Source organism: Acidimicrobiales bacterium, from assembly GCA_036378675.1.
Lineage (GTDB): Bacteria > Actinomycetota > Acidimicrobiia > Acidimicrobiales > Palsa-688 > DASUWA01.
The window spans coordinates 14,654-41,067 of record DASUWA010000031.1 but is presented as its reverse complement, the minus strand read 5'-3'; the positions used below and the strand labels follow the sequence as shown (position 1 = coordinate 41,067).

At 65.0% G+C, this 26,414-nt stretch carries 23 protein-coding genes; all 23 read left to right on the top strand.

The genetic code is table 11. The annotated features are described in order from the left end of the window. The first annotated feature begins 46 nt into the window (after positions 1-46). The 23 genes from ruvC (at position 47) to VFZ97_10925 (ending at position 26,393) form a co-directional block, all read left to right on the top strand. The gene (gene ruvC / locus VFZ97_11035) at positions 47-541 is read left to right on the top strand and encodes a crossover junction endodeoxyribonuclease RuvC (GenBank protein HEX6393969.1); all 495 of its coding nucleotides are present in this window, start codon (positions 47-49) and stop codon (positions 539-541) included. Then, the gene (ruvA, locus tag VFZ97_11030; protein ID HEX6393968.1) at positions 538-1,206 is read left to right on the top strand and encodes a Holliday junction branch migration protein RuvA; all 669 of its coding nucleotides are present in this window, start codon (positions 538-540) and stop codon (positions 1,204-1,206) included. The genes ruvC and ruvA overlap by 4 nt, the downstream gene beginning before the upstream one ends. A 24-nt stretch (positions 1,207-1,230) precedes the next feature. Next, the gene (gene ruvB, locus VFZ97_11025) at positions 1,231-2,280 is read left to right on the top strand and encodes a Holliday junction branch migration DNA helicase RuvB (protein HEX6393967.1); all 1,050 of its coding nucleotides are present in this window, start codon (positions 1,231-1,233) and stop codon (positions 2,278-2,280) included. A 15-nt stretch (positions 2,281-2,295) separates the two neighbouring features. Further along, on the top strand, positions 2,296-3,309 hold the full coding sequence (gene queA, locus VFZ97_11020) for a tRNA preQ1(34) S-adenosylmethionine ribosyltransferase-isomerase QueA (GenBank protein ID HEX6393966.1): 1,014 nt from the start codon (positions 2,296-2,298) through the stop codon (positions 3,307-3,309). Then, positions 3,306-4,418, top strand: a complete 1,113-nt coding sequence (gene tgt / locus VFZ97_11015; protein HEX6393965.1) for a tRNA guanosine(34) transglycosylase Tgt — start codon at positions 3,306-3,308, stop codon at positions 4,416-4,418. The genes queA and tgt overlap by 4 nt, the downstream gene beginning before the upstream one ends. Before the next feature lie 46 nt (positions 4,419-4,464). Beyond that, positions 4,465-5,028, top strand: coding sequence for a preprotein translocase subunit YajC (gene yajC, locus VFZ97_11010; protein ID HEX6393964.1), 564 nt, complete (start codon positions 4,465-4,467; stop codon positions 5,026-5,028). A gap of 2 nt (positions 5,029-5,030) precedes the next feature. Then, entirely contained in the window at positions 5,031-6,704 is a 1,674-nt protein-coding gene (gene secD, locus VFZ97_11005) for a protein translocase subunit SecD (protein ID HEX6393963.1), read from the top strand. A gap of 1 nt (position 6,705) precedes the next feature. Next, positions 6,706-7,992: a protein translocase subunit SecF gene (gene secF, locus VFZ97_11000; protein ID HEX6393962.1), complete on the top strand. Its 1,287-nt coding sequence runs from the start codon at positions 6,706-6,708 to the stop codon at positions 7,990-7,992. A gap of 207 nt (positions 7,993-8,199) precedes the next feature. Continuing rightward, a complete protein-coding gene (locus VFZ97_10995) occupies positions 8,200-8,730 on the top strand; it encodes an adenine phosphoribosyltransferase (GenBank protein ID HEX6393961.1) in 531 nt (176 codons plus the stop codon). Positions 8,731-8,746: 16 nt separating this feature from the next. After that, a complete protein-coding gene (locus VFZ97_10990) occupies positions 8,747-10,990 on the top strand; it encodes a bifunctional (p)ppGpp synthetase/guanosine-3',5'-bis(diphosphate) 3'-pyrophosphohydrolase (GenBank protein HEX6393960.1) in 2,244 nt (747 codons plus the stop codon). A gap of 435 nt (positions 10,991-11,425) precedes the next feature. Beyond that, the gene (locus VFZ97_10985) at positions 11,426-12,010 is read left to right on the top strand and encodes a hypothetical protein (protein ID HEX6393959.1); all 585 of its coding nucleotides are present in this window, start codon (positions 11,426-11,428) and stop codon (positions 12,008-12,010) included. A gap of 49 nt (positions 12,011-12,059) precedes the next feature. Further along, a complete protein-coding gene (gene hisS, locus VFZ97_10980) occupies positions 12,060-13,322 on the top strand; it encodes a histidine--tRNA ligase (protein HEX6393958.1) in 1,263 nt (420 codons plus the stop codon). 2 nt (positions 13,323-13,324) lie between these two features. Next, positions 13,325-14,638 carry a replication-associated recombination protein A gene (locus tag VFZ97_10975; GenBank protein ID HEX6393957.1) on the top strand — a complete coding sequence of 438 codons (1,314 nt, stop codon included), beginning with the start codon at positions 13,325-13,327 and terminating at the stop codon, positions 14,636-14,638. A gap of 11 nt (positions 14,639-14,649) precedes the next feature. Beyond that, positions 14,650-15,060, top strand: a complete 411-nt coding sequence (locus VFZ97_10970; GenBank protein HEX6393956.1) for a hypothetical protein — start codon at positions 14,650-14,652, stop codon at positions 15,058-15,060. Further along, the gene (locus VFZ97_10965) at positions 15,061-15,318 is read left to right on the top strand and encodes a hypothetical protein (protein HEX6393955.1); all 258 of its coding nucleotides are present in this window, start codon (positions 15,061-15,063) and stop codon (positions 15,316-15,318) included. It begins immediately after the preceding gene. A gap of 31 nt (positions 15,319-15,349) precedes the next feature. Continuing rightward, positions 15,350-17,941, top strand: coding sequence for an alanine--tRNA ligase (gene alaS, locus VFZ97_10960; protein ID HEX6393954.1), 2,592 nt, complete (start codon positions 15,350-15,352; stop codon positions 17,939-17,941). Next, on the top strand, positions 17,938-18,375 hold the full coding sequence (gene ruvX / locus VFZ97_10955) for a Holliday junction resolvase RuvX (GenBank protein HEX6393953.1): 438 nt from the start codon (positions 17,938-17,940) through the stop codon (positions 18,373-18,375). The genes alaS and ruvX overlap by 4 nt, the downstream gene beginning before the upstream one ends. Next, entirely contained in the window at positions 18,372-19,505 is a 1,134-nt protein-coding gene (mltG, locus tag VFZ97_10950; protein ID HEX6393952.1) for an endolytic transglycosylase MltG, read from the top strand. The genes ruvX and mltG overlap by 4 nt, the downstream gene beginning before the upstream one ends. Then, positions 19,481-20,371: a shikimate dehydrogenase gene (gene aroE / locus VFZ97_10945; protein HEX6393951.1), complete on the top strand. Its 891-nt coding sequence runs from the start codon at positions 19,481-19,483 to the stop codon at positions 20,369-20,371. Before mltG ends, aroE begins: the two co-directional genes overlap by 25 nt. A 133-nt stretch (positions 20,372-20,504) precedes the next feature. Then, positions 20,505-21,812, top strand: coding sequence for a DUF4388 domain-containing protein (locus VFZ97_10940; protein HEX6393950.1), 1,308 nt, complete (start codon positions 20,505-20,507; stop codon positions 21,810-21,812). A gap of 19 nt (positions 21,813-21,831) precedes the next feature. Next, the gene (locus VFZ97_10935; GenBank protein ID HEX6393949.1) at positions 21,832-23,553 is read left to right on the top strand and encodes an ATPase, T2SS/T4P/T4SS family; all 1,722 of its coding nucleotides are present in this window, start codon (positions 21,832-21,834) and stop codon (positions 23,551-23,553) included. Between the two features lie 51 nt (positions 23,554-23,604). Beyond that, positions 23,605-25,164, top strand: a complete 1,560-nt coding sequence (locus VFZ97_10930; protein ID HEX6393948.1) for a PilT/PilU family type 4a pilus ATPase — start codon at positions 23,605-23,607, stop codon at positions 25,162-25,164. Beyond that, positions 25,164-26,393: a type II secretion system F family protein gene (locus VFZ97_10925; protein ID HEX6393947.1), complete on the top strand. Its 1,230-nt coding sequence runs from the start codon at positions 25,164-25,166 to the stop codon at positions 26,391-26,393. Before VFZ97_10930 ends, VFZ97_10925 begins: the two co-directional genes overlap by 1 nt. The last annotated feature ends 21 nt before the right edge of the window (positions 26,394-26,414 follow it).

Sequence of the window (26,414 nt, the reverse complement as noted above, 5' to 3'; positions counted from 1 at the left end):
CACCCGGTCCACCAACTACGGCGGCGACCCTGCTACGTTCGAACTGGTGTTCGCCCTAGGTGTAGACCCTGGTTTGTCGCGCTGCGGTTACGGCGCGGTGCGAAGCCAGAACGGAGCACTTCGAGCGGAAGCGTTCGGCCATCTGACCACGCCCCGTGAGCTTCCCCTGGCCGAGAGGCTGGCGATGCTCTGGGACGATCTCCACTCGCTAATCGACGACCTGAAGCCGGACGTGATGGTGGTGGAGCGGGTGCTGTTCCAGGTCAACGCGCGCACGGCGATGTCGGTGGGTCAGGCCAGCGGTCTCGCTCTTGCGGCTGCGGCGCGCGCCGGTCGCCCGGTCGTGCAGTACAGCCCCAACGAAGTCAAGCTCGCTGTCACCGGTTACGGATCCGCGACCAAGGAGCAGGTACAAGAGATGGTGAAGGTGTTGCTGGACCTGCCCGAGGCACCGCGGCCCGCTGACCGGGCCGACGCTCTCGCTCTCGCGGTATGTCACCTGAGCGGTGCCGGTCTGCGTGCGAAAGCCGGCGTTCCATGATCGGGTCGCTCAGGGGGGTGGTCCTCGAACGGGCCGCACGCAACGCGCAGTCGGGGGACGTCCTCGTGGAGGTGGCCGGCGTGGGTTACCGGGCCGTGGTCCCGGCCGGCGCCTTGTCGCAGATCCCCGAGCCGGGCGAACCGGTGTTCCTCCACGTCCACACGCACGTCAGAGAGGACGCGATCATCCTGTTCGGGTTCCCGACGCGCGACGAACGGGCGTGTTTCGAGATGTTGATCGGGGCGCATGGAGTCGGGCCTGCTGTCGCTCTGGCGTTGCTCTCGGTCCACTCGCCGGTCGCACTCCGGCGCGCCGTCGCCCACGAGGATTCAGACGCCCTCATGCTGGTGCCCGGTATCGGCAAGAAGACCGCGGTGCGTTTGCTGATGGAGTTGAAGTCCCGGTTCGAGGCGGACGCGGACGGGCCGGATCTCCACGTGGTCACCGGCGGCGGCAACGGATCCGCTGGCAACGGCAAGGGGAACGGCAACGGCGACCAAGACGCGCCGGATCCGGCCGCGATCCGGCAGGAGGTGAGAGCGGCTCTCGCGGGTCTCGGCTACGCCGCCGACGAGATCCGCCAGGCATTGTCCCGCTTGCCGGAAGGCGGATCCGTCGAGGACTGCATCCGGTTCGCACTGCGCGATCTCGCCGTTGCCCGATGAGGCAGGCCCAATGAGAGAAGCCCCATGAGAGAGGAGGGCCTGGACCGGCCGATCACGCCTTCGGCGGATCCGATCGAAGCCGCCGAGGAGGTCACCCTCCGACCCCGCCGGCTCGGCGAGTTCGTCGGCCAACCCCAGCTGAAGCAGCACCTCGAGATCATGCTGGAGGCCGCCCGCCGGCGCGGTCAGCCCGCCGACCATCTGCTGTTCGCCGGGCCCCCGGGGTTGGGGAAGACGTCCATGGCCGGGATCGTCGCCAACGAGATGGGTGCGGGCCTTCGGGTCACGTCGGGGCCGGCGTTGGTGAGGGCGGGCGACCTGGCCGCGATACTCACCAACCTCGTCGAGGGTGACGTCCTGTTCGTCGACGAGATCCACCGGCTAGGCCGGGCGGTCGAGGAGATCCTCTACCCGGCGATGGAGGACTTCCAGCTCGACATCGTCCTCGGCAAAGGACCCAGCGCACGCACCATCCGTCTCGAGCTTCCTCGCTTCACGCTTGTAGGAGCGACCACTCGGACCGGGCTGATCACAGGGCCGCTGCGCGACCGCTTCGGCTTTGTCGCCCGGCTCGACTACTACAGCGCGGGCGACCTCGAGGCGATCATCCGCCGCGCAGCAGGCATCCTCGACGTGACCGTCGACGCCCAGGGAGCGAAGGAGATCGCCGGCCGCTCCCGCGGAACTCCCCGGATCGCCAACCGGTTGCTGAAGCGCGTCCGCGACTTCGCCGAAGTGCGCGGCGACGGTGCGATCGATCTCAGGTCTGCGCGCGAGGGACTCGAGTTGTTCGGCGTCGACGAAAGAGGACTCGACAAGGTTGACCGGGCGATCCTCGACGCACTGTGCAAGCGATTCGGGGGTGGTCCGGTCGGACTTTCCACGATCGCAGTGAGCGTCGGAGAGGAAAGTGAAACCGTCGAAGACGTCTACGAGCCCTACCTCCTTCAGATCGGGATGATCGCCCGCACGCCCCGCGGCCGAGTCGCGATGCCGCTGGCCTGGCAGCACCTCGGCCTCGACCCCCCGCCGGTCACCCCGGGACAGGGCGCCGCCGGCGAGAGCCTGTTCTGAACTAGACCCTCCGCAGTGGAAGTGCCCGAGTACGACCTGCCCGAGCGCGCCATCGCGCAGCATCCCGCGGAGCCGAGGGACTCAGCGCGGCTACTCGACGCGACCGACCGATCCGGCCGGATCGTGCACCGCCAGGTCCGCCACCTCCCCGAGATACTCCGCCCAGGAGATCTGCTGGTCGTCAACACGTCGAGGGTCATGCCGGCTCGTCTGCGCCTGTTCAAGGAGACCGGCGGGGCCGCCGAAGTGCTGCTCCTCGGACCCGAGCCGGTCCACGGCCCCGGTGCGTGGACCGCGCTCGTGCGCCCGGGCCGCCGCCTGCCTCCCGGCACGAAACTGCATCCTGAACCTTACGGTCCGCCGGTGCTCGAGATCGGAAAACAAGTCGACCCTCAATCCGACGACGCCCGCCGCTACATCACGATTCTCGGCGACGAGGCCGAGATAATGGAGCAGACCGGAACCGTGGCGCTCCCGCCCTATATCCACGAGCCGCTCGAGAACCTCGACCGCTACCAGACGGTTTACGCAGAGGACCCCGGGTCGGTCGCCGCTCCCACCGCGGGGCTGCACTTGACCCACGCGCTGCTAGATCGTTGTCGGGAAAAAGGGGCCTCGGTTGCCGCGGTGGACCTTGCCGTGGGGCTCGCCACTTTCAAGCCGATCGCGACGAGTGACGCGGACGCGCACGTCATGCACTCGGAGAGATACCGCGTACCCGAGGAGACCATGAAGGCTTGCGAGCACGCCGACCGGGTGATCGCTGTCGGGACGACGACCGTTCGCGCTCTTGAAAGCGCCGCCGCGAGCGGAGACCTGGAAGGAGAGAGCCGCCTGTACATCCGCGGGGATTTTCGCTTCCGTGTCGTCGACGTTCTGCTCACCAACTTTCACATGCCGAGGTCGTCGCTGCTGTTGCTGATCGAGTCGTTTTGCGGACCGAGATGGCGGGATCTCTACCGCCTTGCGCTCGATTCCGGTTATCGGTTCCTCTCCTTTGGCGATGCGATGATTGCGGGCCGGCGTTGAACCCCGCCCATCTGAATGTCGAAGCAACCGACGGTCCTGCCCGGGTTGGGCGGGTGAGCACCGCCCGTGGGACTTTTTCAACTCCCGCATTCATGCCCGTCGGAACAAGGGGAACTGTGCGGCTGCTCGATGCCCGCGACCTCGAAGCCCTCGGCCCCCAGATCGTCCTCGCCAACACGTACCACCTCATGCTGCGGCCGGGCGCCGGAACGGTCGCCGCGCTCGGCGGGCTTCACAGGTTCACCGGATGGGACGGGCACATTCTCACCGACTCCGGTGGTTTCCAGGTGTTCTCCCTGAGCCCTGACGTCGACGAGGAAGGCGTCACGTTCCGTTCCACCTACGACGGGTCGACCCAACGACTGACCCCCGAATCCGCCGTCCGGTTGCAGGAGACGCTCGGCGCCGATATTCAGATGGTGCTCGACATCTGCACCGGCCTGCCCGCACCGGACGAAGAAGTCCGGCTCGCCACAAAACGCACACTCGCCTGGGCCGCCCGAGCCCGCGACACTCACACGCGAAACGATCAGAGCCTCTTCGGGATCGTGCAAGGCGGGGTCTCGCTGGATCTTCGGGCGGAGAACGCAGCGCAGACCGCTGCGCTGGACTTCGACGGTTACGGGATCGGCGGTCTGTCGGTTGGCGAGCCCCGCGAGCAGATGCTCCCCGCGCTCGCGTCGGCGATCGCCGAGCTCCCGGGGGATCGGCCCCGGTACTTGATGGGCGTCGGTGATCCCGTCTCCATCGTCGAATCAGTGGCTCTGGGCGTCGACATGTTCGACTGCGTCCTGCCGACCCGGCTGGCTCGACACGGCACCGCGCTGACCGAGGCCGGCCGGTTCCAGCTGAAGGGCGCCCGCTACGCCGACGATCCAAACCCCGTCGATCCGGGCTGCGGGTGCCTGGTCTGCGGGCGTTTCAGCCGCGGGTACATCAGGCATCTGCTGGTGATAGGGGAGCCGACCGGCGGGCGACTACTTACCGTGCACAACCTCTGGTGGCTGCTCAGGTTCGTCGAGCGGATCCGCGCAGCGATCGAATCGGGCACCCTTTCTGACCTGCGAGAACGCGTCGCTGCTATCTGGGAGCCGGGCTCCCTGCGCTAATGTCTCCCGGTCCCAGTCCCGGGTGGGACAGGATCGGCCCCTCTTCATGCACCTGGCTCTCTCCATCCTCGCTCAGACCACGACGACAGTGGCCAAAAGCAAAAAGTCCACCAGCGGCAGCTACACGCTGTTGTTGATCATCGTTCTTTTCGCGGCGGTGTACCTGCTGTTCATCCGGCCCCGCCAGCAGAGGCTGCGCCAGCAGCAGGCTGCGGCGCGGCAACTCGAAGTCGGGGACGAAGTGGTGAGCGCGGGCGGCATCCACGGGAAGCTGGTCTCCTTGCACGACGACCTGGCCGATGTGGAGGTGGCACCCGGCGTGGTGCTGACGTTCCTCAAACGGGCGATAAGCGCGCGTCCGGGATCGGCCGGCCCCGCCTCCTCGACCGGCCCCGCTTCCTCGACCGGCTCAGCCTCGTCGACCGGCTCCGCGGGCAACTCCTCTATTTCGACGAGCTCGACGGACATCAGCAACCCATCCGCCGGCGCCCACGATGTGCCAGATGGCGGTGTGACGGATGAAGGTCCCGCCCACAATGCAGAAGGTGAGAACGAGGCTGGTCCTGACGAACAGGACCGCCCGAGCGGCGCCGGCGGAGCCGCGGGCTAGCCATGCGCCGAGGCCTGGTCTGGTCTTTGGTACTGATCATCGGGGCGGCCATCGTGTCCCTCGCCGTGACGGTGGCTGTCGGGGCGACGCCGCTTCTCGGACTGGATCTTCGCGGCGGGTTGTCAGTCGTCCTCCGCCCGCAAGGTCACGTCACCAGTGGCGCGCTGACCCAATCGGTGTCGATCATCGACCGCCGGGTGAACGGCCTCGGCGTTTCCAACTCCAGCGTCACCCGTCAAGGTAACGACATCGTCATCAGCCTGCCCGGTGTCAAGAACTCCGCGCAGGCTTTCTCCCAGCTGGGCCAAACCGCGCAGGCGTTCTTCCGCCCGGTCCTGTGCGAGATCGCGCCGTACGCCGGCGGGTCCAGCAGCTCGGCCAGCCCGAGCTCGACTGTGCCGTCGGGGGGCAGCACCACCCCGAAGGCGATAGGCGCCGCCCCGGACTACCGGCTGGACTCAGCCGAGATGCCCGCGTCCGGGCTGTCTCCGCCTTCCCAGGCGACGACACCACCGACCACTTCGACGCCGGCGACCACGATCGTTCCCAGTCAGAGCTCGGGCGGGTCCCCGGTTCCGGTGAACAGCCCGCCCTCGCAGGCGACTTGCAGCGCGTCCAACTCGGCGCAGATCCCTTCCACCCCGGTCGAAAACGACACCTCGACCTCGGCAGTCATCCTTCCCTTCTACCTGAGCCCGTCGCAGAGCCCTCGGTACGTTCTGGGGCCGGCGGACATGAGCGGCTCGGGTGTGTCGACCGCGAACGTCATCGTGGACCAAACCGGGCAGTACCAGGTGCAGCTCCAATTCACCGGGAAGGGCTCGAGCGAGTTCGACAAGATCGCCTCGCAGCGCTACCCGTTCTACGCGCAGAACAAGTCCAACCCGCCCTACCAGAGCCTCGAAGCGTTCGAGCTCGACGGCACCGTGTACTCGGCTCCCACGATCCAGGCGCAGAGCTTCAACGGAACCGCGGTGATCAGCGGCTCCACCAGCGCCCCGTTCAGCTACAAGCAGGCCAACGACCTGGCCGTGGCGATGAAGTACGGATCGTTGCCGCTTCGCTTCGTCCCGCAGTCACTGCAGACCGTGTCCGCCACGATCGGTAAGGACTCGCTCCACGCGGGCATCGCTGCCGGTATCGGCGGGATCGTCGTGGTGCTTCTGTACATGATCCTCTACTACCGGCTTCTCGGGCTCGTCGTGGTTTTCGGTCTGGCAGTCGGCGGGTCGCTGCTGTACTCGATCATTACCGGCTTGAGCCACAGCAGTTACCACTTGACCCTGACTCTCGCCGGCGTGGTTGGCATCATTGTTTCGGTGGGCATCACCGTCGACTCGTACGTCGTCTACTTCGAGCGATTAAAAGATGAAGTCCGCGCAGGGCGAAGTATTCGGCAGTCGGTGGAACGAAGCTTCAACCGCGCCTTCAGGACCGTCCTAACTGCGGACCTGGTGGCGTTCATGGCCGCGCTCATCCTCTGGGCACTCACCGTCGGTGACGTTCGAGGGTTCGCCTTCATGCTCGGGCTGTCGACCATCCTCGACGTGGTGACCGCGTACCTGTTCATCCGGCCGATGGTCATCTTCGTCGGGCGCCGGCGGGCGTTCACCGAGGCGCGCTATCTGGGCGTGGCTCGCGGGCTCGGTGCTCGGGCCGCCACGAGGGAGGCCTGAGATGGCTCATCCCCGCGCCGCCTTCGCCCGCCTGTTCCGAGGTGAAACCTCCTACGACTTCGCAGGCAGGTGGAGGACCTGGTTCGCGATCTCAGGGGTGATCATCCTCGCCGGCCTGGTTTCGTTCGGTGTCCGGGGCATGAATTTCTCCATCGACTTCAAAGGCGGGACCGTCTGGGAGGTGCCGTCGACCGCAAGCGTCTCCAAAGCCCGGTCGGTTGTCGACGGTGCAGTGCCTGGGTTCGGGCAGGCCACCATCGAGGTCCTCACCAACACCCAGACCCATCAGCGGACCATCAAGGTCGCCGCCCCTGCGAAGTTCGCAGGCCAGTCCGCGAAGATCTCCGCGGTCACCGATGCACTGGCGAAGATGGGCAACGTGTCGACCAACGACGTGACCGTTCAAGCGATCGGCCCGTCCTGGGGATCCGACATCACCCACAAGGCGATAGTCGCGGTCATCGTTTTCCTGGTCGTCGTTTCGGGCTACATCTGGCTCCGGTTCGAAGGGAAGATGGCGGTCGCCGCGCTCGTCGCGCTCGTTCACGACATCCTGGTCACTGCCGGCATCTACTCGTTGACCGGGTTCGAAGTCAGCCCCGACACGGTCATCGCCTTCCTGACCATCCTCGGCTACTCGCTGTACGACACCATCGTTGTCTTCGACCGTGTGCAGGAGAACACCCGCGGCTTGGCCTCCACCAACCGGCTCACCTACACCGACACGGTGAACCTCTCGATGAACCAGGTGCTGGCGCGGTCCTTGAACACCTCCCTGGTCGCGATCCTGCCGATCACCGCGGTTCTCGTTATCGGGGCGTGGATACTCGGCGCGACCGGCCTGCAGACTTTCGGACTCGCCCTCTTCGTCGGTCTCACGTCCGGCGCCTACTCGTCGATCTTCATCGCCTCGCCGTTGCTGGCGCTCCTTAAAGAAAGGGAACCGCGCTACGCCGAGATCCGCCGGCGCCTCCAGAGCCAGCCGAGTGCCGGCGCAGCCGCGTCCCGCCGCCTCACTCCCGCCGCTGCGGCAACCGGAGCGGTCACGGCTCCCGTCGCCCAGCCAGTCCGAGTCGGCGCGGATGCTCGCGACGAACAGGAAGGTCGCGCTCAGGTTCCCACAGGCGACGGTGGCCGAGAACCAGAGGACCACTTAGGGGATGACGACGCCCGCGGCGGGATCGGAGCGCCTGCGCCGCCCCCGCCGACCCCGGCGTCCGCGTCGATCCCGCCGCGCTCCGGCAACCGGCCGCCTCCACGGCCGAGGAAGAAGGGCCGCCGGCGCTGACGGTGACACGGTCCCGCCTGGGGCCCCAACCCCAGGCTCCTCCGGAAGCGTGGGGACCCCAACCCCACGCCCAGACGGTGACACGGTCCCGCCTGGGGCCCCAACCCCAGGCTCCTCCGGAAGCGTGGGGACCTCAACCCGCCGCCCGGCCGTGACACTGCCTGTCAGTGCACCGGGTCCGCACCGTGCAAGCACTACCTTGGAAGTATGGAGGAAGGTCTCGGCTGGCTGAAGGATTACATCCGTGACATCCCGGACTTCCCCCAGCCCGGCGTGGTGTTCAAGGACATCACACCCCTCCTGGCTGACGGAGACGCGCTAGCCAGCTGCGTCGAATCGCTTTCCGCCGCCTTCTGCGACCACCCGGTCGACAAGGTCATCGGCATCGAAGCGCGGGGCTTCATCGTCGCCGCGCCGGTAGCGGTCAGTCTCGGAGCTGGCTTCGTGCCGGTCCGCAAGGCTGGAAAGCTCCCTTGGAAGGTCCAACGCGAGCAGTACCAGCTGGAATACGGGACGGATTCGCTAGAGATCCACAGCGACGCGATCTCGAAGGGCGAGCGAGTTCTGATCCTCGACGACGTCCTCGCCACTGGCGGAACGGCCGCAGCGACCGCTCGGCTCGTATCCAGCGTCGGAGCCGAGACAGTCGGTTTCGGGTGCGTGATCGAGCTGGCCTTCCTGGGAGGGCGAGGGAAGCTTGGCGACCTCGATGCTGTTTCATTGTTGAGGTATGAGTGAGAAAGGAGTACAAACCTTGACCCGCACGGAAGGCCCGAGCCGGGCACGAGCCGTCGCGACGGTCGAGCGCGTACTCCCATGGCGCCGCCAGGTTCAGACCGACGACGCCCTCCGCCCGCTTCTGAGCGCCTTCCGGGAACGCCACCCGAAGGACGAAACCGCACTGATCGTCCAGGCCTACGAGGCCGCGGCCGGTGCGCATCACGGGCAGCTCCGCAACTCAGGCGAAGCGTACATATCGCACCCGCTGTCGGTCGCGACGATCCTCGCCGGCCTAGGCCTCGACGATGTGACCATCGCCGCCGCGCTCCTCCACGACGCGGTCGAGGACACCGGGTTCGGTCTTGAGGAGATCGAAACGGAGTTCGGCTCAGACGTGGCCTCGATCGTGGATGGGGTCACCAAGCTCGACCGGGTCCGGTTCGACTCCCGCCAGGCTCAGCAGGCCGCCACCATGCGCAAGATGCTCGTGGCAATGGCCAAGGATCCCAGGGTCCTTCTGATCAAGCTGGTCGACCGCCTGCACAACATGCAGACCATCGCTGCGATGCCCGAATGGAAGCAGAAGCGCAGCGCGCAGGAGACCCTCGACATCTACGCGCCTTTGGCCCACCGATTCGGGATCCAGGACATGAAGTGGCAGCTCGAAGACCTCGCGTTCGCCGCTCTGCACCCGCGCCGCTACGCCGAGATCGAGCAGATGGTGGCCACCCGAGCGCCAGAGCGGGACATCTACCTCGCCCAGGTGATCGCCCAGGTGAACGACCGGCTGGGTGCCGCCCGGATCGAAGCTCAGGTGACCGGCCGGCCGAAGCACCTGTATTCGATCTACGAGAAGATGATCGTCAAGGGCAAGGAGTTCGACGAGATCTACGACCTCGTCGGGGTACGCGTGCTAGTTGAGTCGGTAAAAGACTGCTGGGCGGCGCTCGGAGCGATCCACGGCGCGTGGACCCCGGTGCAGGGCCGGTTCAAGGACTACGTGAACACCCCCAAGTTCAATCTGTACCAGTCGTTGCATACGACGGTTGTCGGCCCTCAAGGGAAGACCATCGAGGCGCAGATCCGGACCGTCGAGATGCACCGCCGCGCCGAGTGGGGGATCGCCGCGCACTGGGGCTACAAGGAGAAGGCGTCTGCCTCTGACGTCGCCTGGTTGCAGCGGATCGTCGACTGGTCCGCCGACAGCACCGATCCCGCCGAGTTCCTCGAGACCCTGAAGCTGGACCTTGAGACCGACGAGGTATTCGTTTTCACTCCCAAGGGAGACGTGATCACGCTCCCGGCGCGCTCGACGCCGATCGACTTCGCGTACGCCATTCACACCGAGGTCGGTCACCGTTGCATCGGAGCGCGGGTGAACGGGCGGCTGGTGCCCCTGGATTCGCACCTGACTTCGGGCGACAGCGTCGAGATCTTCACGTCGAAGGTTCCGTCGGCCGGCCCGAGCAGGGACTGGCTGAAGATCGTCGTCAGCCCGCGTGCCCGCAACAAGATCCGGCAATGGTTCAGCAGGGAGCGCCGCGAGGACGCCATCGAGAACGGGCGGGAGGAGCTCACCAAGGCGCTGCGCAAGGAAGGCCTTCCGGTGCAGAAGCTCACCGGATCGCAGGACCTCGTCCGGATCGCAGAGACGATGAACTACTCCGATCTCGACGCGCTCTACGCCGCGATTGGGGAGAACCACGTCTCGGCCCAGTCGATTGCGCAGCGAGTCGCCCGGGAACTTCGCGGCGGGGAGCTCGAGGTCCAGCTGCCGAGCACGGCCCGGCAGCCCCGCCGTGTGGGAGCCAGGCAGGGCATCGGCGTGCACGTCGAGGGACTCGACGACGTCATGGTGCGGCTTTCACGGTGCTGCACGCCCGTGCCGGGTGACGAGATCATTGGCTTTGTGACCCGCGGCCGAGGCGTGAGCGTCCACAGAAGCGACTGCTCGAATGCGGCGGCGTTGTCCGCCGACGAGGTCGGTCGCATGATCGAGGTCGAGTGGGACCGGGGAAGCGCCGGCAGCTTCATCGCCGCCGTCGAGCTGAAGGCCCTCGATCGCACCCGCCTTGGCGTCGACGTCTGGAAGGTCATTTCCGACAACCACCTGAACATCGTCCGCAGCGACTCGATCACCGGGCCCGACCGTGTCAGCCGCATGCGCTTCGAGTTCGAGATGGCCGACCCCGCCCACCTCGACTCGTTGCTCGCCTCGCTCAAGCGGATCGACAGCGTCTACGACGCCTATCGCGTGCTGCCGAACAAGGGAGGCTGATCGGCTTACGGCTCACTTGGCCGGGCGTCCCCCTTCGGCAAAACGACCCGGCCCCCGTGATTCGTAGGCCCCTCGCCTGCTTTGGCGATCGCCGCCGTTGGTCGTCTGGTTTCGCCCGATGATCTGGAAGCGATGCCGGGCGAGGCGGGTTTTTCTCGGACATTTGGATTCTGTGGGACCAGTGCGACATCACCCTCGCTGTTCTGTCACACAGATGCCAGATGTCCCGAAGAAACGGCGTAGGCGCGACCAGCCGTTTGGGAATGATGGTAGTGAGCGCAGGTCGACCTGCTTGTTTGGCCGATTATTCGCTTGTTGCTCGTTCACGGCGGAGCCTTTCAGGCGGCGCCATCACTGCCGACACGTTACGAAGTGATCTGTGCGGAATGCGGGGGGGACGAGAGAACCTGCGTCTGCGCGACGACGGGCATGTTGATGGACTTCCTGTCCGACTTTCGCGGCCGCCAAGCACCGAACGCCGCGAGCGCGGAGCCGATCGCGGCGCTTCCCGCGCCGAGCCCGCAGCCGTCCGTGCCGGTCGTTCCCGTGCCGTCTGCTCCGGTGGTGTCTCCGCCGTTGAACGGGAAGCGGATCCGAGAGTCGTCGCCGCCCTCGCAGCCTGAGTTTTACGCGACTGACGAAGCAACGGCGATGCCTCAGCTGGACTTCCCACCTCCGGAGCTGCCCAAAGATCACTCCAAGGACTGGGTGAGGGTCGTTCTGGCGCATTCCTGGGTGCAGAGGGCGCGTTCGGTAGTCGAGAGATGGCAATCCTGGGAGCAAGACTCACGGTCGGGGGTGGAAAACCCCCGTGCGACGGGCTCCATGATCCTCGGGCTCTTCAGCCTGTTCCTCCCCGTGCTGGCCGTTCCGAGCATCGTTCTCGGGGTCAGGTCCCTCCGGTACCTGTCGGTCCAGCCGTGGCGCAAGGGAAGGCTCCAATCGATAGTTGGCATCAGCGCCTCGGCGGTGTTGGCCCCGATCTCAGTTGCGGTTTGGTTCTGGATCTACCTGACCTAGCAAACCGGTCCTCTGGGTAGGGAGCCCCTGCGGGTACCCTCGAACGACCGTGTCTGAGCTGCGTAACCCACCCGGCACCTTCGACGTCATGCCCGCGGATTCTGCTCCCTGGGAAGCGATGCTGGCCATCTTCGCCCAGGTGGTGGAGGCGGCGGGCTACGGGCTGATCATCACTCCGACGTTCGAGGACATCGCGGTGTTCCATCGGGTGGGGGAGTCGACGGACGTCGTCCGGAAGGAGATGTACGACTTCGAGGACAAGGGTGGCCGTCATGTCGCATTACGTCCAGAGTTGACTGCTGCGATCGCCCGGGCGTACATCCAGCACAGGCCTCCGCTGCCGTGGAAGGCATGGTCTGCGGGCTCGAATTTCCGCTTCGAGAGGCCCCAGGCAGGGCGCTACCGGGAGTTCCACCAGCTCGACATCGAGGCGTTCGGGACGGAGGACCCCGATCTCGACGTTGAGGTGATCGCGCTCGGTCTGGAGTACTTCCAGAAGCTCGGCATCACGCGGGTCGAGCTGTTGCTGAACTCACTAGGAGACGGGAACTGCCGACCCGCCTACCGCGAACTGCTTCTGCAGTACCTGCGAGAACATCGCGACGAGCTCTGCGACGATCACCGGAACCGGCTAGAGGAGAACCCGTTACGCGTCCTTGACTGCAAACGGCCTTCCTGCCAAGCGGTCGTCGCCGGCGCCCCGTTGCAGATCGACCATCTGTGCGAGCCTTGCCAACGGCACCTGGACCGGGTGAAATCCGGGCTGGAGGCGCTCGGCATCCAATACACCATCGCGCCGCTTCTCGTGCGGGGCTTGGACTACTACACGCGCACGACGTTCGAATACGCCGGCCTTGCGCTGGAGTCCGCTCAGAACGCGCTCGGCGGCGGAGGTCGGTACGACGGTCTCGTTTCCGCCTTGGGCGGTAAAGACACTCCGGGCATCGGCTTCGCACTGGGAATCGAGCGGATACTGCTAGCCGTCGAAGCTGAAGGTGCCACCGAAGAACTCTTAGGCGGCCGCGGGATCGACGTGTTCGTCGTCGACTTCGCCGGAGGGGAAGCAGCCCGAGATCTCACGGCGAAGCTGCGCTCCGCCGGAATTCGGTCCGACCGGGCTTTCGACGGGCGGTCACCGAAGGCGCAGTTCAAGGCTGCCGATCGCTCTGGCGCGAGGTTGGCGCTGGTGATCGGGCCAGACGAGCTCCAGTCCGGCAAGGTCGGAATCAAAGACCTTGGCAGCGACGCCGAGCAGCTCTCCGTTGAAAGCGAGGACGTCGTCAAAGAGGTCCTCAGCATTCTCGGTAGGTAGAAGTGGCGAAGCCGCGAGACGATGCCGGCGACGATCTTTTCTCCTCGGCTCTCGAAGAACGTCTCGCCGCTCAAGCACCACTCGCTTCGCGAATGCGGCCCCGCACGCTCGACGAGATGGTTGGGCAGCAGCAGCTGCTGGGCCCGGGTCGCCCACTACGGGCGCTAATCGAGGCGGACCGCCTTTCATCGGTGATCCTGTGGGGGCCACCGGGAACGGGCAAGACGACGCTGGCGCGCCTGATCGCCGGTTCGACTCACAAGCAGTTCATTCCCCTTTCCGCGGTTACTGCTGGAGTGAAGGATGTCCGCGACGCGGTCGCAGCCGCTCGACAACACCTCGCCGAGCAGGACAAGGGGACGATCCTGTTTCTCGACGAGGTTCACCGGTTCAACCGGGCACAGCAAGACGCCCTCCTCCCTTCTGTCGAGGATGGAACGCTCATCCTGATCGGTGCGACTACCGAAAATCCCTACTTCTCGGTCAACGCGCCCCTTCTCAGCCGTTCAACCCTGTTCCGGCTGGAGCCGCTTTCCGACGCCGACGTAGCCGAGCTCGTTCAAAGGGCGCTGAAGCACGAAGGAGCCGAGGCAAAGGCCGAGGCGATCGGCGCGATCGTCGCCTTGGTTGACGGGGATGCCCGAGCTGCGCTCACGACGCTCGAGGTCGCGTTGGCAATCGCCGACGGAGCCGAACTCACGCCTGATCACATCGAGGCGGCGCGCAACGCCAGGATCATTCGCTACGAGGAAGACGACCACTACGACGTCATCAGCGCGTTCATCAAGTCGATACGCGGCTCCGACGTTGACGCCGGCCTGTACTGGCTCGCCCGGATGCTTGCCGCGGGGGAGGACGCACGCTTCATCGCCAGGCGATTGGTGATTCTGGCGAGCGAGGACGTGGGAATGGCCGACCCTAGGGGTCTGCTGGTGGCGGACGCCGCGGCGCGAGCGGTGGAGTTCGTCGGGCTGCCCGAGGCGCAGCTGAATCTCGCCCACGCGGTCATCTATCTGGCGAGCGCTCCCAAGTCCAACTCGGTCATCGGCGCGCTTGGTTCTGCGATGAACGACGTGACGTCGCAGCCAGCCGGCCACGTCCCGCCCCACCTCCGCGACTCCCACTACCGCAGCGCATCGCGACTGGGCCACGGCGTCGGGTATCGCTACCCCCACGACGAGGACGAGGGATGGGTCGATCAGCAGTACCGGCCGGACCACCTCGAGGGCCGCGCGTACTACCGCCCGTCGAACCACGGTGAAGAACCCGAACGGTTCCAAGAGTGGCTCCGCGATCGCAGGCGGCCACCTAGCTAAGGTTGTTCGCCTTGATCGCGAGCGCCTCGAGTTCGGTCTGGCCCATCTTCGCCGCAGTAGCGGTGACGGTCGTGATCGCGGTGTTGATCGCTTCTGCGGTTTCCCTATCCAGGACTGCTTCGGAGCTTCGCGCCTTGGCGGAGGAGCTGAGCGAACACGCGGGAGCGGTACTCTCCGATGTGGAAGTCACTGTCGCCAGAGCCCGTGAGGAGCTCGATCGCGTGGACGACCTGGTGGGGTCCGCAGAGGTCCTGTCCGACACCGTCGGCTCCGCGAGCAGGCTGGCCCACGCGGCGATGTCGGCCCCGCTCATCAAGCTGATGGCGCTCGGTGCCGGTACCGCACGGGCGGGCAGGCGGCTACGGGGGCGCCCGGAACCCGAGCGAAGTCGCAGGCTAAGCCGGGTACGGAGGGCTGGATAGGTGTTCAGGCGGGCGCGCTGGATCGGCGCCGGAGCAGCGCTGGGGGCGGGCGCGGTGCTCTGGGCTCAGCGCAAGGTCCACGACGTCGCCGACCGCTACAAGCCGGTCGGTAGAGCGGGGGACGCGGTCGACCGTGCGATCTCGCTTCCGGGGGATATCCGGGATGCGTTCGCGGAGGGTCGGGAGGCGATGCGCCAGCGAGAGGCCGAGCTTCGCCGCAATCACCTTCGCCCGACAAGGCGTCACCGCCACCGTTGAACCGTCCAAGCACTAACTAGGCTGGAGGCACATGGACGCCAACGCTGTTCGTCGCGCCTTTACACGGTTTTTCGTGGAGCGTGATCACACTGCGGTCGCATCGGCCGGGTTGATCCCGCACCACCCGTTGGCGCCCCTTTTTACCAATGCGGGGATGAACCAGTTCATCCCCTATCTCATCGGCGAGGAGCGCCCGCCGTACCCGAGGGCGACGAGCATCCAGAAATGCGTGAGAGTGCGTGGCAAGCACGACGACATCAACCTGGTCGGGCGCACCACCCGGCACCTCACCTTCTTCGAGATGCTGGGGAACTTCAGCTTCGGCGACTACTTCAAAGAGAAAGCGATTGCTCTGGCCTGGGAGCTGCTAACTACCGTCTACAAGCTCGATGGCGACCGCCTGTGGGTGAGCATCTACCGGGACGACGATGAAGCGGAGGAGATCTGGAGCCAGCAGGTCGGGGTTCCGATCTCCAGGATCCAGCGCCTGGATGAAGACAACTTCTGGGAGATGGGCGACACCGGCCCGTCGGGGCCGTGCTCCGAGATCTACTTCGACCGTGGACCCGAGTGGGGTCCTGACGGCGGCCCAGGAGGCGGCGGAGGCGAGGAGAGGTTCGTCGAGCTGTGGAACCTCGTTTTCATGCAGTACGACAGGCAATTGGACGGATCCCTCAAGCCGCTGCCGAGGCCCAACATCGACACCGGGCTCGGCCTGGAGCGCGTGCTGATGGTCCTCCAGGACACCCCTTCGATCTGGGAGACGGACGTCATCCGGCCGATCATCGCCAGGGCGGAACAGCTGACCGGACGGACCTACGGCGACGACCCCGAGGTGGACGTGGCGCTTCGCATTCTCGCCGATCATGCGAGGTCGATGTCCTTCCTCATTTCGGACGGGGTCTTCCCCAGCAACGAGGACCGCGGCTACGTGCTTCGCCGCCTCATACGTCGCGCGGTCCGCCAGGCCTACACCCTCGGGGTGGAGCGCCCGGTTGCCGCCGAACTTGTCGCCGCGACTGCCGACGTGATGGGCGAGGCCTACCCGGACCTGGTGCGCAACTCCGGCTTCGTCGCCGAGGTGGCCGACAAAGAGGAATCCCGGTTTCGTTCGACCCTGCGTTCCGGGCTGGCCATGCTCGAAGCCGAGTTGGCGAGCGGTAACGGGACCGTTTCCGGTGATGTGGCCTTCCGGCTCCACGACACGCACGGATTTCCGATCGAACTCACCCGAGAGATAGCCGCGGAACGCAATGCCACGGTTGACGACCCCGCTTTCGAGGCGGCGATGAGCCGTCAGCGGGAGCAGTCGCGCCAAGCTGGAAGGGGTCAGGAAGGGGGCGGGGTAGACCGCGTCCAGGCTTACCGGGAGGTCCTCGACCGCTACGGTCCGACCAAGTTCAGCGGATACGCGGATGTTAGTTCGACCAGTCAAGTGCTCGAGGTGCTGGACGCAGGGGACGGGCAAGTTGAGATCTTCCTCGACGTCACCCCGTTCTACGCCGAAGGTGGCGGCCAAGTAGGGGACAACGGCGTGATCGAGACCGACACCGGAACAGCGCGCGTCGTCGACACCACGGCTGCACTACCCGGACTTACCAGGCACCTCGCTCGCATCGAGGACGGAACGATCCACGCGGGTCAGGCCGCGTCGGCGACGATCGACGCCGACCGGCGCACCGCCATAAGGCGCAACCACACCGGAACCCATCTCCTGCACTGGGCGCTCCGGTCCGTCCTGGGCGATCACGTAAAGCAGCAGGGTTCCCTCGTCGCCCCGGATCGCCTCCGTTTCGACTTCACCCATTACAACCCGATGTCGGAGGACGAGATCGCTCGAGTCGAGGATCTGGTGAATGCGCAAATCCTGGCGGATGAAGACGTCACCACTTCGATGATGACCAAGCAGGAGGCCGACACCGCCGGCGCGATCGCGTTCTTCGACGAAAAGTACGGCGATGAGGTCCGGGTCGTGCGAGCAGGCTCCGAATCGATGGAACTTTGCGGCGGCACCCACGTCAGTCGTCTCGGACAGATCGGTCCCTTCGAGATCGTCTCGGAGGGGTCGATCGGTTCGAACCTGAGGCGACTCGAAGCGACCACCGGAACAGCGACGCTCGAACGCCTTCGCGACGCCGAGCGGCGGGTTGCCAACGCGTCAGCACTGCTGCGGGTGCGCCCAGACGAGCTGACCTCGGCGGTGGAACGGAAGCTCTCGGAGTTGAGGGAGGCCGAAAGCCGCTTGAGGTCGGCGGAGCAGGCGGCGTTGACTAACCGGGCTCGTTCGCTTGCTTCGGAAGCCTCGAATGGTTGGCTGGTTGCTCGTGCCGACGGTCTGGCCCCAGACCTGCTGAGAGAGCTGGCGAATCAGGTACGGCAACTGGGTTCGCTCAACACAGTCGTGCTCGGGGGAACCCCGGACGGTGAGAAGGCCGCTCTCGTGGCGCTCGTAGCGAAGGGCGAGAGCCCGAGCGCTCCGGATCTCATTGCGGATGCCGCGAGGACCGTAGGTGGGGGCGGCGGTGGGAAGAACCCGGAGCAGGCGAGTGCAGGCGGTCGGGATGCTTCCAAACTCGACGAGGCACTGGAGCAGGTGCGGGAGCTGCTGAGAGACGCCGGATGATTCCCGAGGGGAGGGTCGTCGGCGTTGACCTTGGGTCGCGACGCATCGGCATTGCCATCAGCGATACGGGCCAGTCGGTTGCCACACCGGTAACCACTCTCCGCCGAGGTCGAACCGTGGAGCAAGACCATCGCGCCATCGCCGGCGTGGTCGACGAGTACGGTGCGATAGGCACGGTTGTGGGAGTCCCTGTGTCGCTTTCGGGCGAGGTGGGCCCCGCCGCACAGGCCGTGTTGGAGGAGGTCGATGAGCTGAGATCCAGGCTGAACGTCGAAGTGGAAACCGTAGACGAACGGTTCACAACAACAGCGGCGGCAGGGACTCTGCGAGCCTCCGGACGGGACTCTCGCAAGCAGCGTGAGTTGATCGATCAGTTCGCGGCCGCTGAGCTGCTCCAAACATGGCTCGAGCGTAGGAAGGCGCCCCTCGCGTGAGCGACGGACTTCAGGGTGAGCAAGATCTGCTTTCCTCTGGATACGAACAAGAGGGCTCGGCTTTCGAGACGGGTCCCGCGCACCGCCGCCGCCGGAGAGCGCCGCGAAACCGCCTGCTCAAGCGCCTCGCCGCCATCGCCGCGATCCTGGTCGTTCTCGCTGCTGTCGGCCTGGTCTGGGCCAACGCGCAGATCAACCCGGGCAAGGCAGGAAAGCTGGTGAGCGTCGAAATTCCGAAAGGGGCTTCGACCTCGCGGATCGGCTCGATCCTCGCTCATGCGGGCGTCATACACGAAGGCTTCCTGTTCTCCGTGTACGTGAAGCTCAGCGGCGACGGCCCGTTGCTCCCGGGTCAGTACAACCTTCCCAAGAATTCTAGCTACCACTCGGCCATCAAAGCCCTCGAGGCGGGGCCCAAGATCCTCGTCGACAAGCTTGTCGTGCCAGAAGGGTTCACCGTCCAGCAAATCGCCGACGCGGTTGGAGCCCTTCCGGGGGTCGGGCTTTCCGCTCAGAAGTTCCTCGAAGCGGCGTCGAGCGGAACGGTTCGAAGCCCGTACGAACCTGCAGGTTCGAACAATCTCGAAGGGTTGCTCTTTCCGGCGACCTACGACGTGCGGAAGGGGGAGAGCGAGCTCGACCTGCTCGAACAGATGATCGGATCGTTCGACGATCATGCGGCGAGCCTCGGCATCGACCAGGCGGCTTCCGCGATGGGCCTCAACCCCTACCAGGTCATCACCCTCGCGTCGATCGTCGAACGTGAAGCCAAACGAGATCCCGACCGTCCGAATGTCGCGAGCGTCCTTTACAACCGGCTGCACGCCGGGATGCCGCTCGGAGCCGACTCCACCCAGGCCTACTACCTGCGCCTGACCCAACCCGGTGTAAACCCGACCGCCCGCCAGGACAATCTCGCCAGTCCATACAACACACGACTCAACAAAGGGTTGCCGCCCACACCGATTGCGAGTCCAGGCTTGCCCTCACTGCAAGCCGCGATCTCGCCGCCGTCCACGAGCTATCTGTATTTCGTTGAAATCAACCCCGACGGCCAAATTGGGTTCGCATCGACATCGTCCGGATTCGTACAACTCCAGAAGCAGTGCCGGGCCGCCAAGCTCTGTTAATCAGGCCGACCGGCGCTACTGAGGTCGCCGGGATAATCGGTGACCCTGTGCGCCATTCCATCTCGCCGGCGATCCACAACGCCGCTTACCGAGCGCTCGGTGTTGACTGGGTATACGTCGCGTTCCCGGTCCCCGCCGGGCAAGGCGCATCCGCCGTCGACGCGATGAGAGTCCTCGGCCTCGCCGGGTTGTCCGTCACCATGCCGCACAAGGCCGCAGTCGTAGAACGCCTCGATCGGCTCGAACACGCCTCGGCCAGGCTCGGGGTTGTGAACACGATCACCCGACGCCCTGCAGAGGAGGGTTTCGAGCTCGTCGGCGACAGCACCGACGGGACCGGCTTCCTATCCGCCCTCACCCAGGACGATGGATTCGACCCGCTGGGCAAGAGGTGCCTCGTCCTTGGATCGGGTGGCGCTGGGCGCTCCGTCGCCCTCGCCCTCGCCCAGGCAGGAGCTTCACACGTCGGAGTCGTCGGGCGCCGGCGCGAGGCGGCCGCTGCCAGCGCTGAGTTGGCGGGCGAAGCGGGAGCATCGGTCGAGCCGATACCCGGGCTGTTAGAGGAGGCCGCACGAGAAGCCGACCTCATCGTCAACGCCAGCCCCGTCGGCATGGCCTCCGGCGACGGCCTGCCGTTCGACCTGCAGCCGGCCTGGTTTCACCCGAATCAGGTGATCGTCGACCTCATCTACCTTCCGGCGACGACACCACTGCTCGCGGCGGCCCGCGAAAAGGGAGCATTGGCCTCAAATGGGCTCGGCATGCTGATCCATCAGGCTGCCTGCCAGATCGAAATCTGGACCGGCCGCGTAGCCCCCCTCGATGTGCTGTCGGCGGCAGCGCTAGCTGCGCTTTCACGCCGATAACCAGCTCAGAGGCCTAGTTCTGGGGAGTCCCCGCTAGCCCAAGGGAGCGGCATAGGCGCGAAGTCCGCGAAGAGATTCAGGTTGGGCGGGATCCGTGCCGATTGATATATCACCATCAGCTTCGGAGGTTCCCGTGTCACTCGAAGGCTCTCTTGAGACAGTTGCGCTACCTGAGGTGCTACAACTGCTGTCCGACACGTCCAAGACCGGTGAGCTGCTCGTTCGCGGCGACAGGGGCGACGGAAGGCTCTGGTTCGGCCAGGGGCGGCTGAGCGGCTTTCAGGTAGCCGGCACCGACCAGGCGGCCGATGCCCTTTTCGACCTGCTGCGCAACCGCGAGGGCAGGTTCGAGTTCGAGGCAGACGCCGAGCGCCCAGAGGATGCCCACCAAGTTGACGACGAGGATGGAGAGGTCCGTCCGGTCCTGGAGGTAGCTCAGGCCCGCCTCGCGGAGTGGACCGAGATCATCGCCGTGGTGCCCTCGCTCGAGCACGTGGTCCGTCTCGCCGACGAGGCGCCGCGGGCACGGCTTCACCTAGACGCAGCGCAATGGGCTCTCATCGTCGCCATCGGAGAGGGCCGTCCGGTCCAGGAAATCCTGGGTCGGGGCTCGCTGCCCGAGTTCGACGGCTGCAAGTCGCTCAAGACCCTGGTCGACACCGGCCTGGCGACCGTTGTGGAGCCCGTAGTTGCGATCGTCGAGGATCCGGTGGCAGACGTTGCCGAGGTCGTCGAGGAGGTTCCCGAAGTCGAAGATCCCGTCGCCGAGGAGAGCGAAGTTCCAGTTGCCTTTGAGGCCGCGCCTTCTGCCGAAGTCACCGACGTGCCCGCTTATGAGACTTACGAGGCCCCGCTCGATCCCCATGAGTACGTCTTCAGCGCCTCCACGGCAACGGAGCCAACGTACACTGAGGAAACCGGCGAGGAACTAGCCCCGTGGAGCGTCGCGCTCGACGATTCGCCCGCCAACGGGTCCGACGACACGGACTACGTGCCCCAGCCTGTGCCGTATCCCGAGACTCACGACGATGCCGAGGCCAGCGAGTCGCACGACGCCAGGGCGGCTCTCGAGGCCTTGATCGCCGAGATCCCGGCGGACGATCAAGAAAGCGAGACCCCGCACGAACTTCCAGACGGTCTCGCCGACCGCGGGCCATGGACGTCGAACGAACTCGCCCACATGAGCACGTGGCACGAGGAGGAACAGCATCAGGAGACGACTTCCTGGGGGTCGTTCGAGGTGACCTCCTCCCACGCCCCGTACGACGTCGAAGCACCCGAAGTCGCTTCAGCGGCCGGCCACGACGCGGCGGCCCACGACTACGAAGCGGTCGATTCCGAGTCGGTAGACGAGTCCGACGAGGAAGAAGAGGCCGAACACAAGCCGGAACAGGTCAACCGTGGTCTGCTCCTGAAGTTCCTCTCGTCGGTCCGCTCGTAGAACGGTTCCTTCCGTGACGATGGCTGCCCCTTCCCTGGGGGTGGAACCTGCCGCCCCCACAGACGATGAGCTTCTCGGCAAGCTCCTCGTCGACGCGGGCCTGCTCACGGAGGAGGCGTGCCAGAAGGCACTTTCTGTACGGACTGAGCGTGGCCAGGATCTTGCAAGGATCCTCATAGACGATTCGCTGGTAAGCGAGACCGATCTGGTCGCCACGCTCGCCAGGCACCTGAAGCTCGAGTTCGTCGACCTCACCGAGTATCCGGTCGACGCTGCCGCGGCCCGGTTGATCGGCGACTCGATGGCCAGGCGCTACATGGCTCTTCCGATCGGGTGGTACGAGGGCCGGCTGATCGTGGCGATGGCCGACCCGTCGAACGTTTTTGCTGTCGACGACATCCGTACGGTCACCGGTGCAGAGATCCGCATCGCCGTGGCAACGGCGGGCTCGGTCGTGGCCGCCATAGGTCGCTTCCACAGAGTCGACAGCGAAGCCGAGGACGTCAGCGCAGAGGCGGCGAGCACCTTCGAGGGTGAGGCAGACCTTTCCAGGGTCCGTGAGATCACCGAGGACTCGCCGATCGTCAAGTTGGTCAACCTCTTGGTCACCCAGGCGATCAATGACCGGGCCTCGGACATCCACATAGAGCCCGGCGAGGACGATGTTCGTGTCAGGTACCGCATCGACGGTGTGCTCCACGAGGTGATGCGCCCTCCCAAACGCATCCAATCCGGGATCGTCAGTCGCCTCAAGGTGATGGCTGACATCAACATCGCCGAGCGACGGATCCCGCAAGACGGGCGGATCACCACGATGATCGACGGACGCCACGTCGACTTACGCGTAGCGACGCTTCCCACCGTGCACGGCGAGAAGGTCGTCATGCGCGTGCTCGACAAGTCAACCGCATTGCTCAGACTGTCGGACCTCGGATTTCTCCCCGAGAACATGTCCCGATACGAGGAGTCCTATCGAAAGCCGTACGGGACGATTCTCGTGACGGGGCCCACCGGGTCAGGGAAATCCACGACCCTCTACGCGACGCTGAACATTCTGAACGACGAGTCGAAGAACGTCATCACGGTCGAGGATCCTGTCGAATACCAGCTCCCCGGTATCAACCAGGTGCAGGTGAACTCCAAGGCCGGCCTCACGTTTGCGGCCGCACTGAGAAGCATTCTGCGTTCGGACCCCGACATCGTTCTCGTCGGGGAGATCCGCGACCGCGAGACAGCGATTATCGGTATCGAGGCCGCTCTGACCGGGCACCTCGTCCTCTCCACGCTCCACACCAACGATGCGGCATCCACTCCATCACGTTTGATCGAGATGGGCGTCGAGCCGTTCCTGGTGGGCAGCGCGCTCGATTGTGTAGTGGCTCAGCGCCTGGCTCGCCGGCTCTGCGACAAGTGCAAGAAGGCGTACAAGCCTGAGATGTCAGAACTCGTGTCCGTTGGATGGGACGTCGAGCGCCTGGGGGAGATCGACAAGTCGACCGAGATCTTTCGGTCTCACGGTTGCGGAGCCTGTGGCGGAACCGGTTTTCACGGACGCTTCGCGGTTCACGAGGTCCTCCCAATCTCCGAGGAAGTCGAACGGCTGATCGTCGAACGAGGGCATTCCGATGACATCCGCAAGCTCGCTATTGGCCAGGGGATGCTCACCCTTCGGCAGGCCGGTTTAGTGGCCGTGAGCCAGGGCGGCACTTCGATCGAAGAGATCCTCCGGGTCGTCGCCTGAGCGGGTCAGCATCCGCTACAGCCCCGACCATTTCATTCCGAAGGGATAGTCATGATCGCCGCATCCAGGGTGGTGGGGGAGTTCCTCGTATCCCGCAAGGTCCTCTCCCGCGATGTTCTCGAGGAGTCGCTGGTCCGTGAGGCGGAGACCGGCATTCCTCTTACAAAGCTCCTCGCCTCTGAGGGCCTCGTCGGTGAGCGTGACCTGATCGCCGCCATCGGCGCCCACCTCGGCATTCCGGTGTGGGATCCTGACCGTGACCCCATCCCAAGCATGGTCGCTGGCATGCTTCCACTGGCGATGGCTCAGCGCTTACGGGCCGTCGCGGTGGGAATGAACACCACGCTGCTACGTGTCGCGATGGAGAACCCGACCGACCAGTCGGCAATAGATCAGATATCCCGTGAGACCGGCTGGACGGTCGAGGCCGTACTCGCGGCCGCGGCGGATATTTCTCTCGCGATAGAAGTTCTGTACAACGTCGATGATGCGCCGGCCGCCGCCAAGCCAGATGTCGCGGTGGGGGAGGAGCCCCCTCCAGCGGAGCTTCATCTGAACGTGTTGCTTGCCGAAATGGTGGCCTCGGGCGCCTCCGACCTTCACATAAGCGCCGGTCTGCCTCCGTGCATCCGCGTTGATGGGCATTTGCGACCGATGGAGGGCTACGACGTACTAACCCCATCGGAAACAAGGCGCCTCGTTTACGGGATCCTCGCCCAACGCCAGCGTGAGAAGTTCGAGGAAGAACTCGAGCTCGACACCTCTCATTCGGTGCCAAACGCAGGTCGGTTCCGGCTCAACGTCTTCCTCCAGAAGGACTCGGTTGGTGCGGTCCTCCGTGCTATTCCGTTCAAGATCGTCCCGCTGGACAAGCTAGGGGTCCCCGCGGTCGTCGGTGACCTGGCCAACCTTCCGCGAGGTCTCGTTCTAGTTTGTGGGCCAACTGGTTCCGGCAAGTCGACCACGTTGGCGTCTGTAGTTGACATCGTCAATACGACCCGACCCGACCACATCATGACCGTCGAGGATCCGATCGAGTTCGTTCACACCAGCAAGCGATCGGTTGTTAACCAGCGAGAGGTTGGCGAAGACACCAAATCGTTCGCAGCCGCCCTCAAGCACGTCCTTCGGCAGGACCCGGACGTGATTCTGGTGGGCGAAATGCGGGACCTCGAAACCATCTCCACCGCCCTTACGGCGGCAGAAACTGGCCACCTGGTGTTCGGCACCCTTCACACCCAGGACGCACCGCAGTCGATTGACCGCGTGATCGACGTCTTCCCGGCCCACCAGCAGCAACAGATTCGTGTCCAGCTGGCGGCGGCACTGCAGGCGGTGGTCTGTCAGCAGCTCCTTCCACGGCTCGGTGGCAAGGGTCGAGGGGTGGCTTGCGAAGTTCTCATTGCCACGCCCGCCATCCGGAACATGATTCGTGAGGGCAAAGTTCACCAGATCTACAGCGCCATGCAGGGCGGTGGGAAGTTCGGGATGCAGACCATGGACCAATCCCTCGCCGATTTGGTCCGCGGCTCAAAAATCTCTCTCGAGGTAGCCCTAGAGCGCTGCCACCACGAGGACGAACTACGCCGGCTAGTCGCAGGAGCTCGCTGATGTCCACAACGTACGCATACAAGGTTCGGGACAGGTCCGGGAAGGTCCTCTCAGGCACGATCGACGCCGATAACACTGCGCTTGTAGCAAACCGCCTCCGCCAGATGGGCTACGTGCCCATCGCGATCGACAAGAAGGCGGGCGCCGGCGTCAAGAAAGACTTGCAGATCCCGGGGTTTTCCAATCGGGTAAAGCTAAAAGACATCGCAATCTTTAGCCGGCAGTTTTCCACCATGATCAACTCGGGCTTGACCTTGCTCCGGGCGTTGTCGATTCTGGTGGTGCAAACCGAGAGCCAGTACTTCTCGACCGTAATCGATTCGCTCCGAGCGGACATCCAGTCCGGATCCTCCCTCTCGCAGGCGATGTCCAGACACCCGAAACAATTCAACCGGCTGTATGTTGCGATGGTTCGCGCGGGTGAAACAGGCGGCAACCTTGACATCACCCTGAACGAATTGGCGACCACTATTGAGAAGCAGGTCGAGCTTCGTGGGAAGATTCGTTCGGCGTTGGCCTACCCGGCGATGGTCCTCGCTCTCGTCTGTTGCATCCTTACTGCGATGCTCTTGTTCATTGTGCCGATCTTCAAAAAGATGTACGACTCTCTCAAGGGAACGCTTCCCCTCCCGACCCGGATGCTTGTCGGCATCTCGAACATCTTCGTGCATGCTTTCCCCTTCGTCATCCTCACAGTCGCGGGAGTTGTTTATGCATATCGTCGTTGGGTGCGCACGGCTACCGGTCGTCAGGCGCGCGACCGCGTGCTTCTCCGGGTGCCGATCTTCGGCGGATTGGTCCGAAAAACTGCCATGACGAGATTCTCCAGCACACTCGCGACATTGCTTTCATCGGGTGTACCGGTGCTCGAGTCTCTCGAGATCACCGCCGATACCGTCGGGAACGTTGTCGTCGCCGATGGGGTTCGCGCCATCGCAGAGGGAGCCAAAAAGGGCGAGGCGATGACACGGCCTCTGGAAGAGCATCCGGTGTTCCCTCCGATGGTTACGCAGATGATGGCAGTCGGAGAGGAGACCGGCGCGTTGGACACTCTTCTGCGAAAGATTGCGACCTTCTACGAGCAGGAGGTAGCGCGGACCGTGGAGGCGCTCACGTCGCTTCTGGAGCCTCTCCTGATTGTTGTTCTGGGTGGCGCTGTCGGCGCGATGGTCGTGTCTCTCTACCTGCCCATGTTCGACATCATCAAACTCGTCGGAAATAACGGTTAACCGCTGACTTCAGAGCATGCG

Coding starts and splice junctions, on each gene's coding strand:
- ruvA (HEX6393968.1), top strand. CDS start 538: ATGATCGGGTCGCTCAGGGGGGTGGTCCTCGAACGGGCCGCACGCAAC.
- VFZ97_10985 (HEX6393959.1), top strand. CDS start 11,426: ATGGACTTCCTGTCCGACTTTCGCGGCCGCCAAGCACCGAACGCCGCG.
- VFZ97_10925 (HEX6393947.1), top strand. CDS start 25,164: ATGTCCACAACGTACGCATACAAGGTTCGGGACAGGTCCGGGAAGGTC.
- alaS (HEX6393954.1), top strand. CDS start 15,350: ATGGACGCCAACGCTGTTCGTCGCGCCTTTACACGGTTTTTCGTGGAG.
- VFZ97_10995 (HEX6393961.1), top strand. CDS start 8,200: ATGGAGGAAGGTCTCGGCTGGCTGAAGGATTACATCCGTGACATCCCG.
- yajC (HEX6393964.1), top strand. CDS start 4,465: ATGCACCTGGCTCTCTCCATCCTCGCTCAGACCACGACGACAGTGGCC.
- secD (HEX6393963.1), top strand. CDS start 5,031: ATGCGCCGAGGCCTGGTCTGGTCTTTGGTACTGATCATCGGGGCGGCC.
- ruvX (HEX6393953.1), top strand. CDS start 17,938: ATGATTCCCGAGGGGAGGGTCGTCGGCGTTGACCTTGGGTCGCGACGC.
- secF (HEX6393962.1), top strand. CDS start 6,706: ATGGCTCATCCCCGCGCCGCCTTCGCCCGCCTGTTCCGAGGTGAAACC.
- ruvB (HEX6393967.1), top strand. CDS start 1,231: ATGAGAGAGGAGGGCCTGGACCGGCCGATCACGCCTTCGGCGGATCCG.
- VFZ97_10930 (HEX6393948.1), top strand. CDS start 23,605: ATGATCGCCGCATCCAGGGTGGTGGGGGAGTTCCTCGTATCCCGCAAG.
- VFZ97_10935 (HEX6393949.1), top strand. CDS start 21,832: ATGGCTGCCCCTTCCCTGGGGGTGGAACCTGCCGCCCCCACAGACGAT.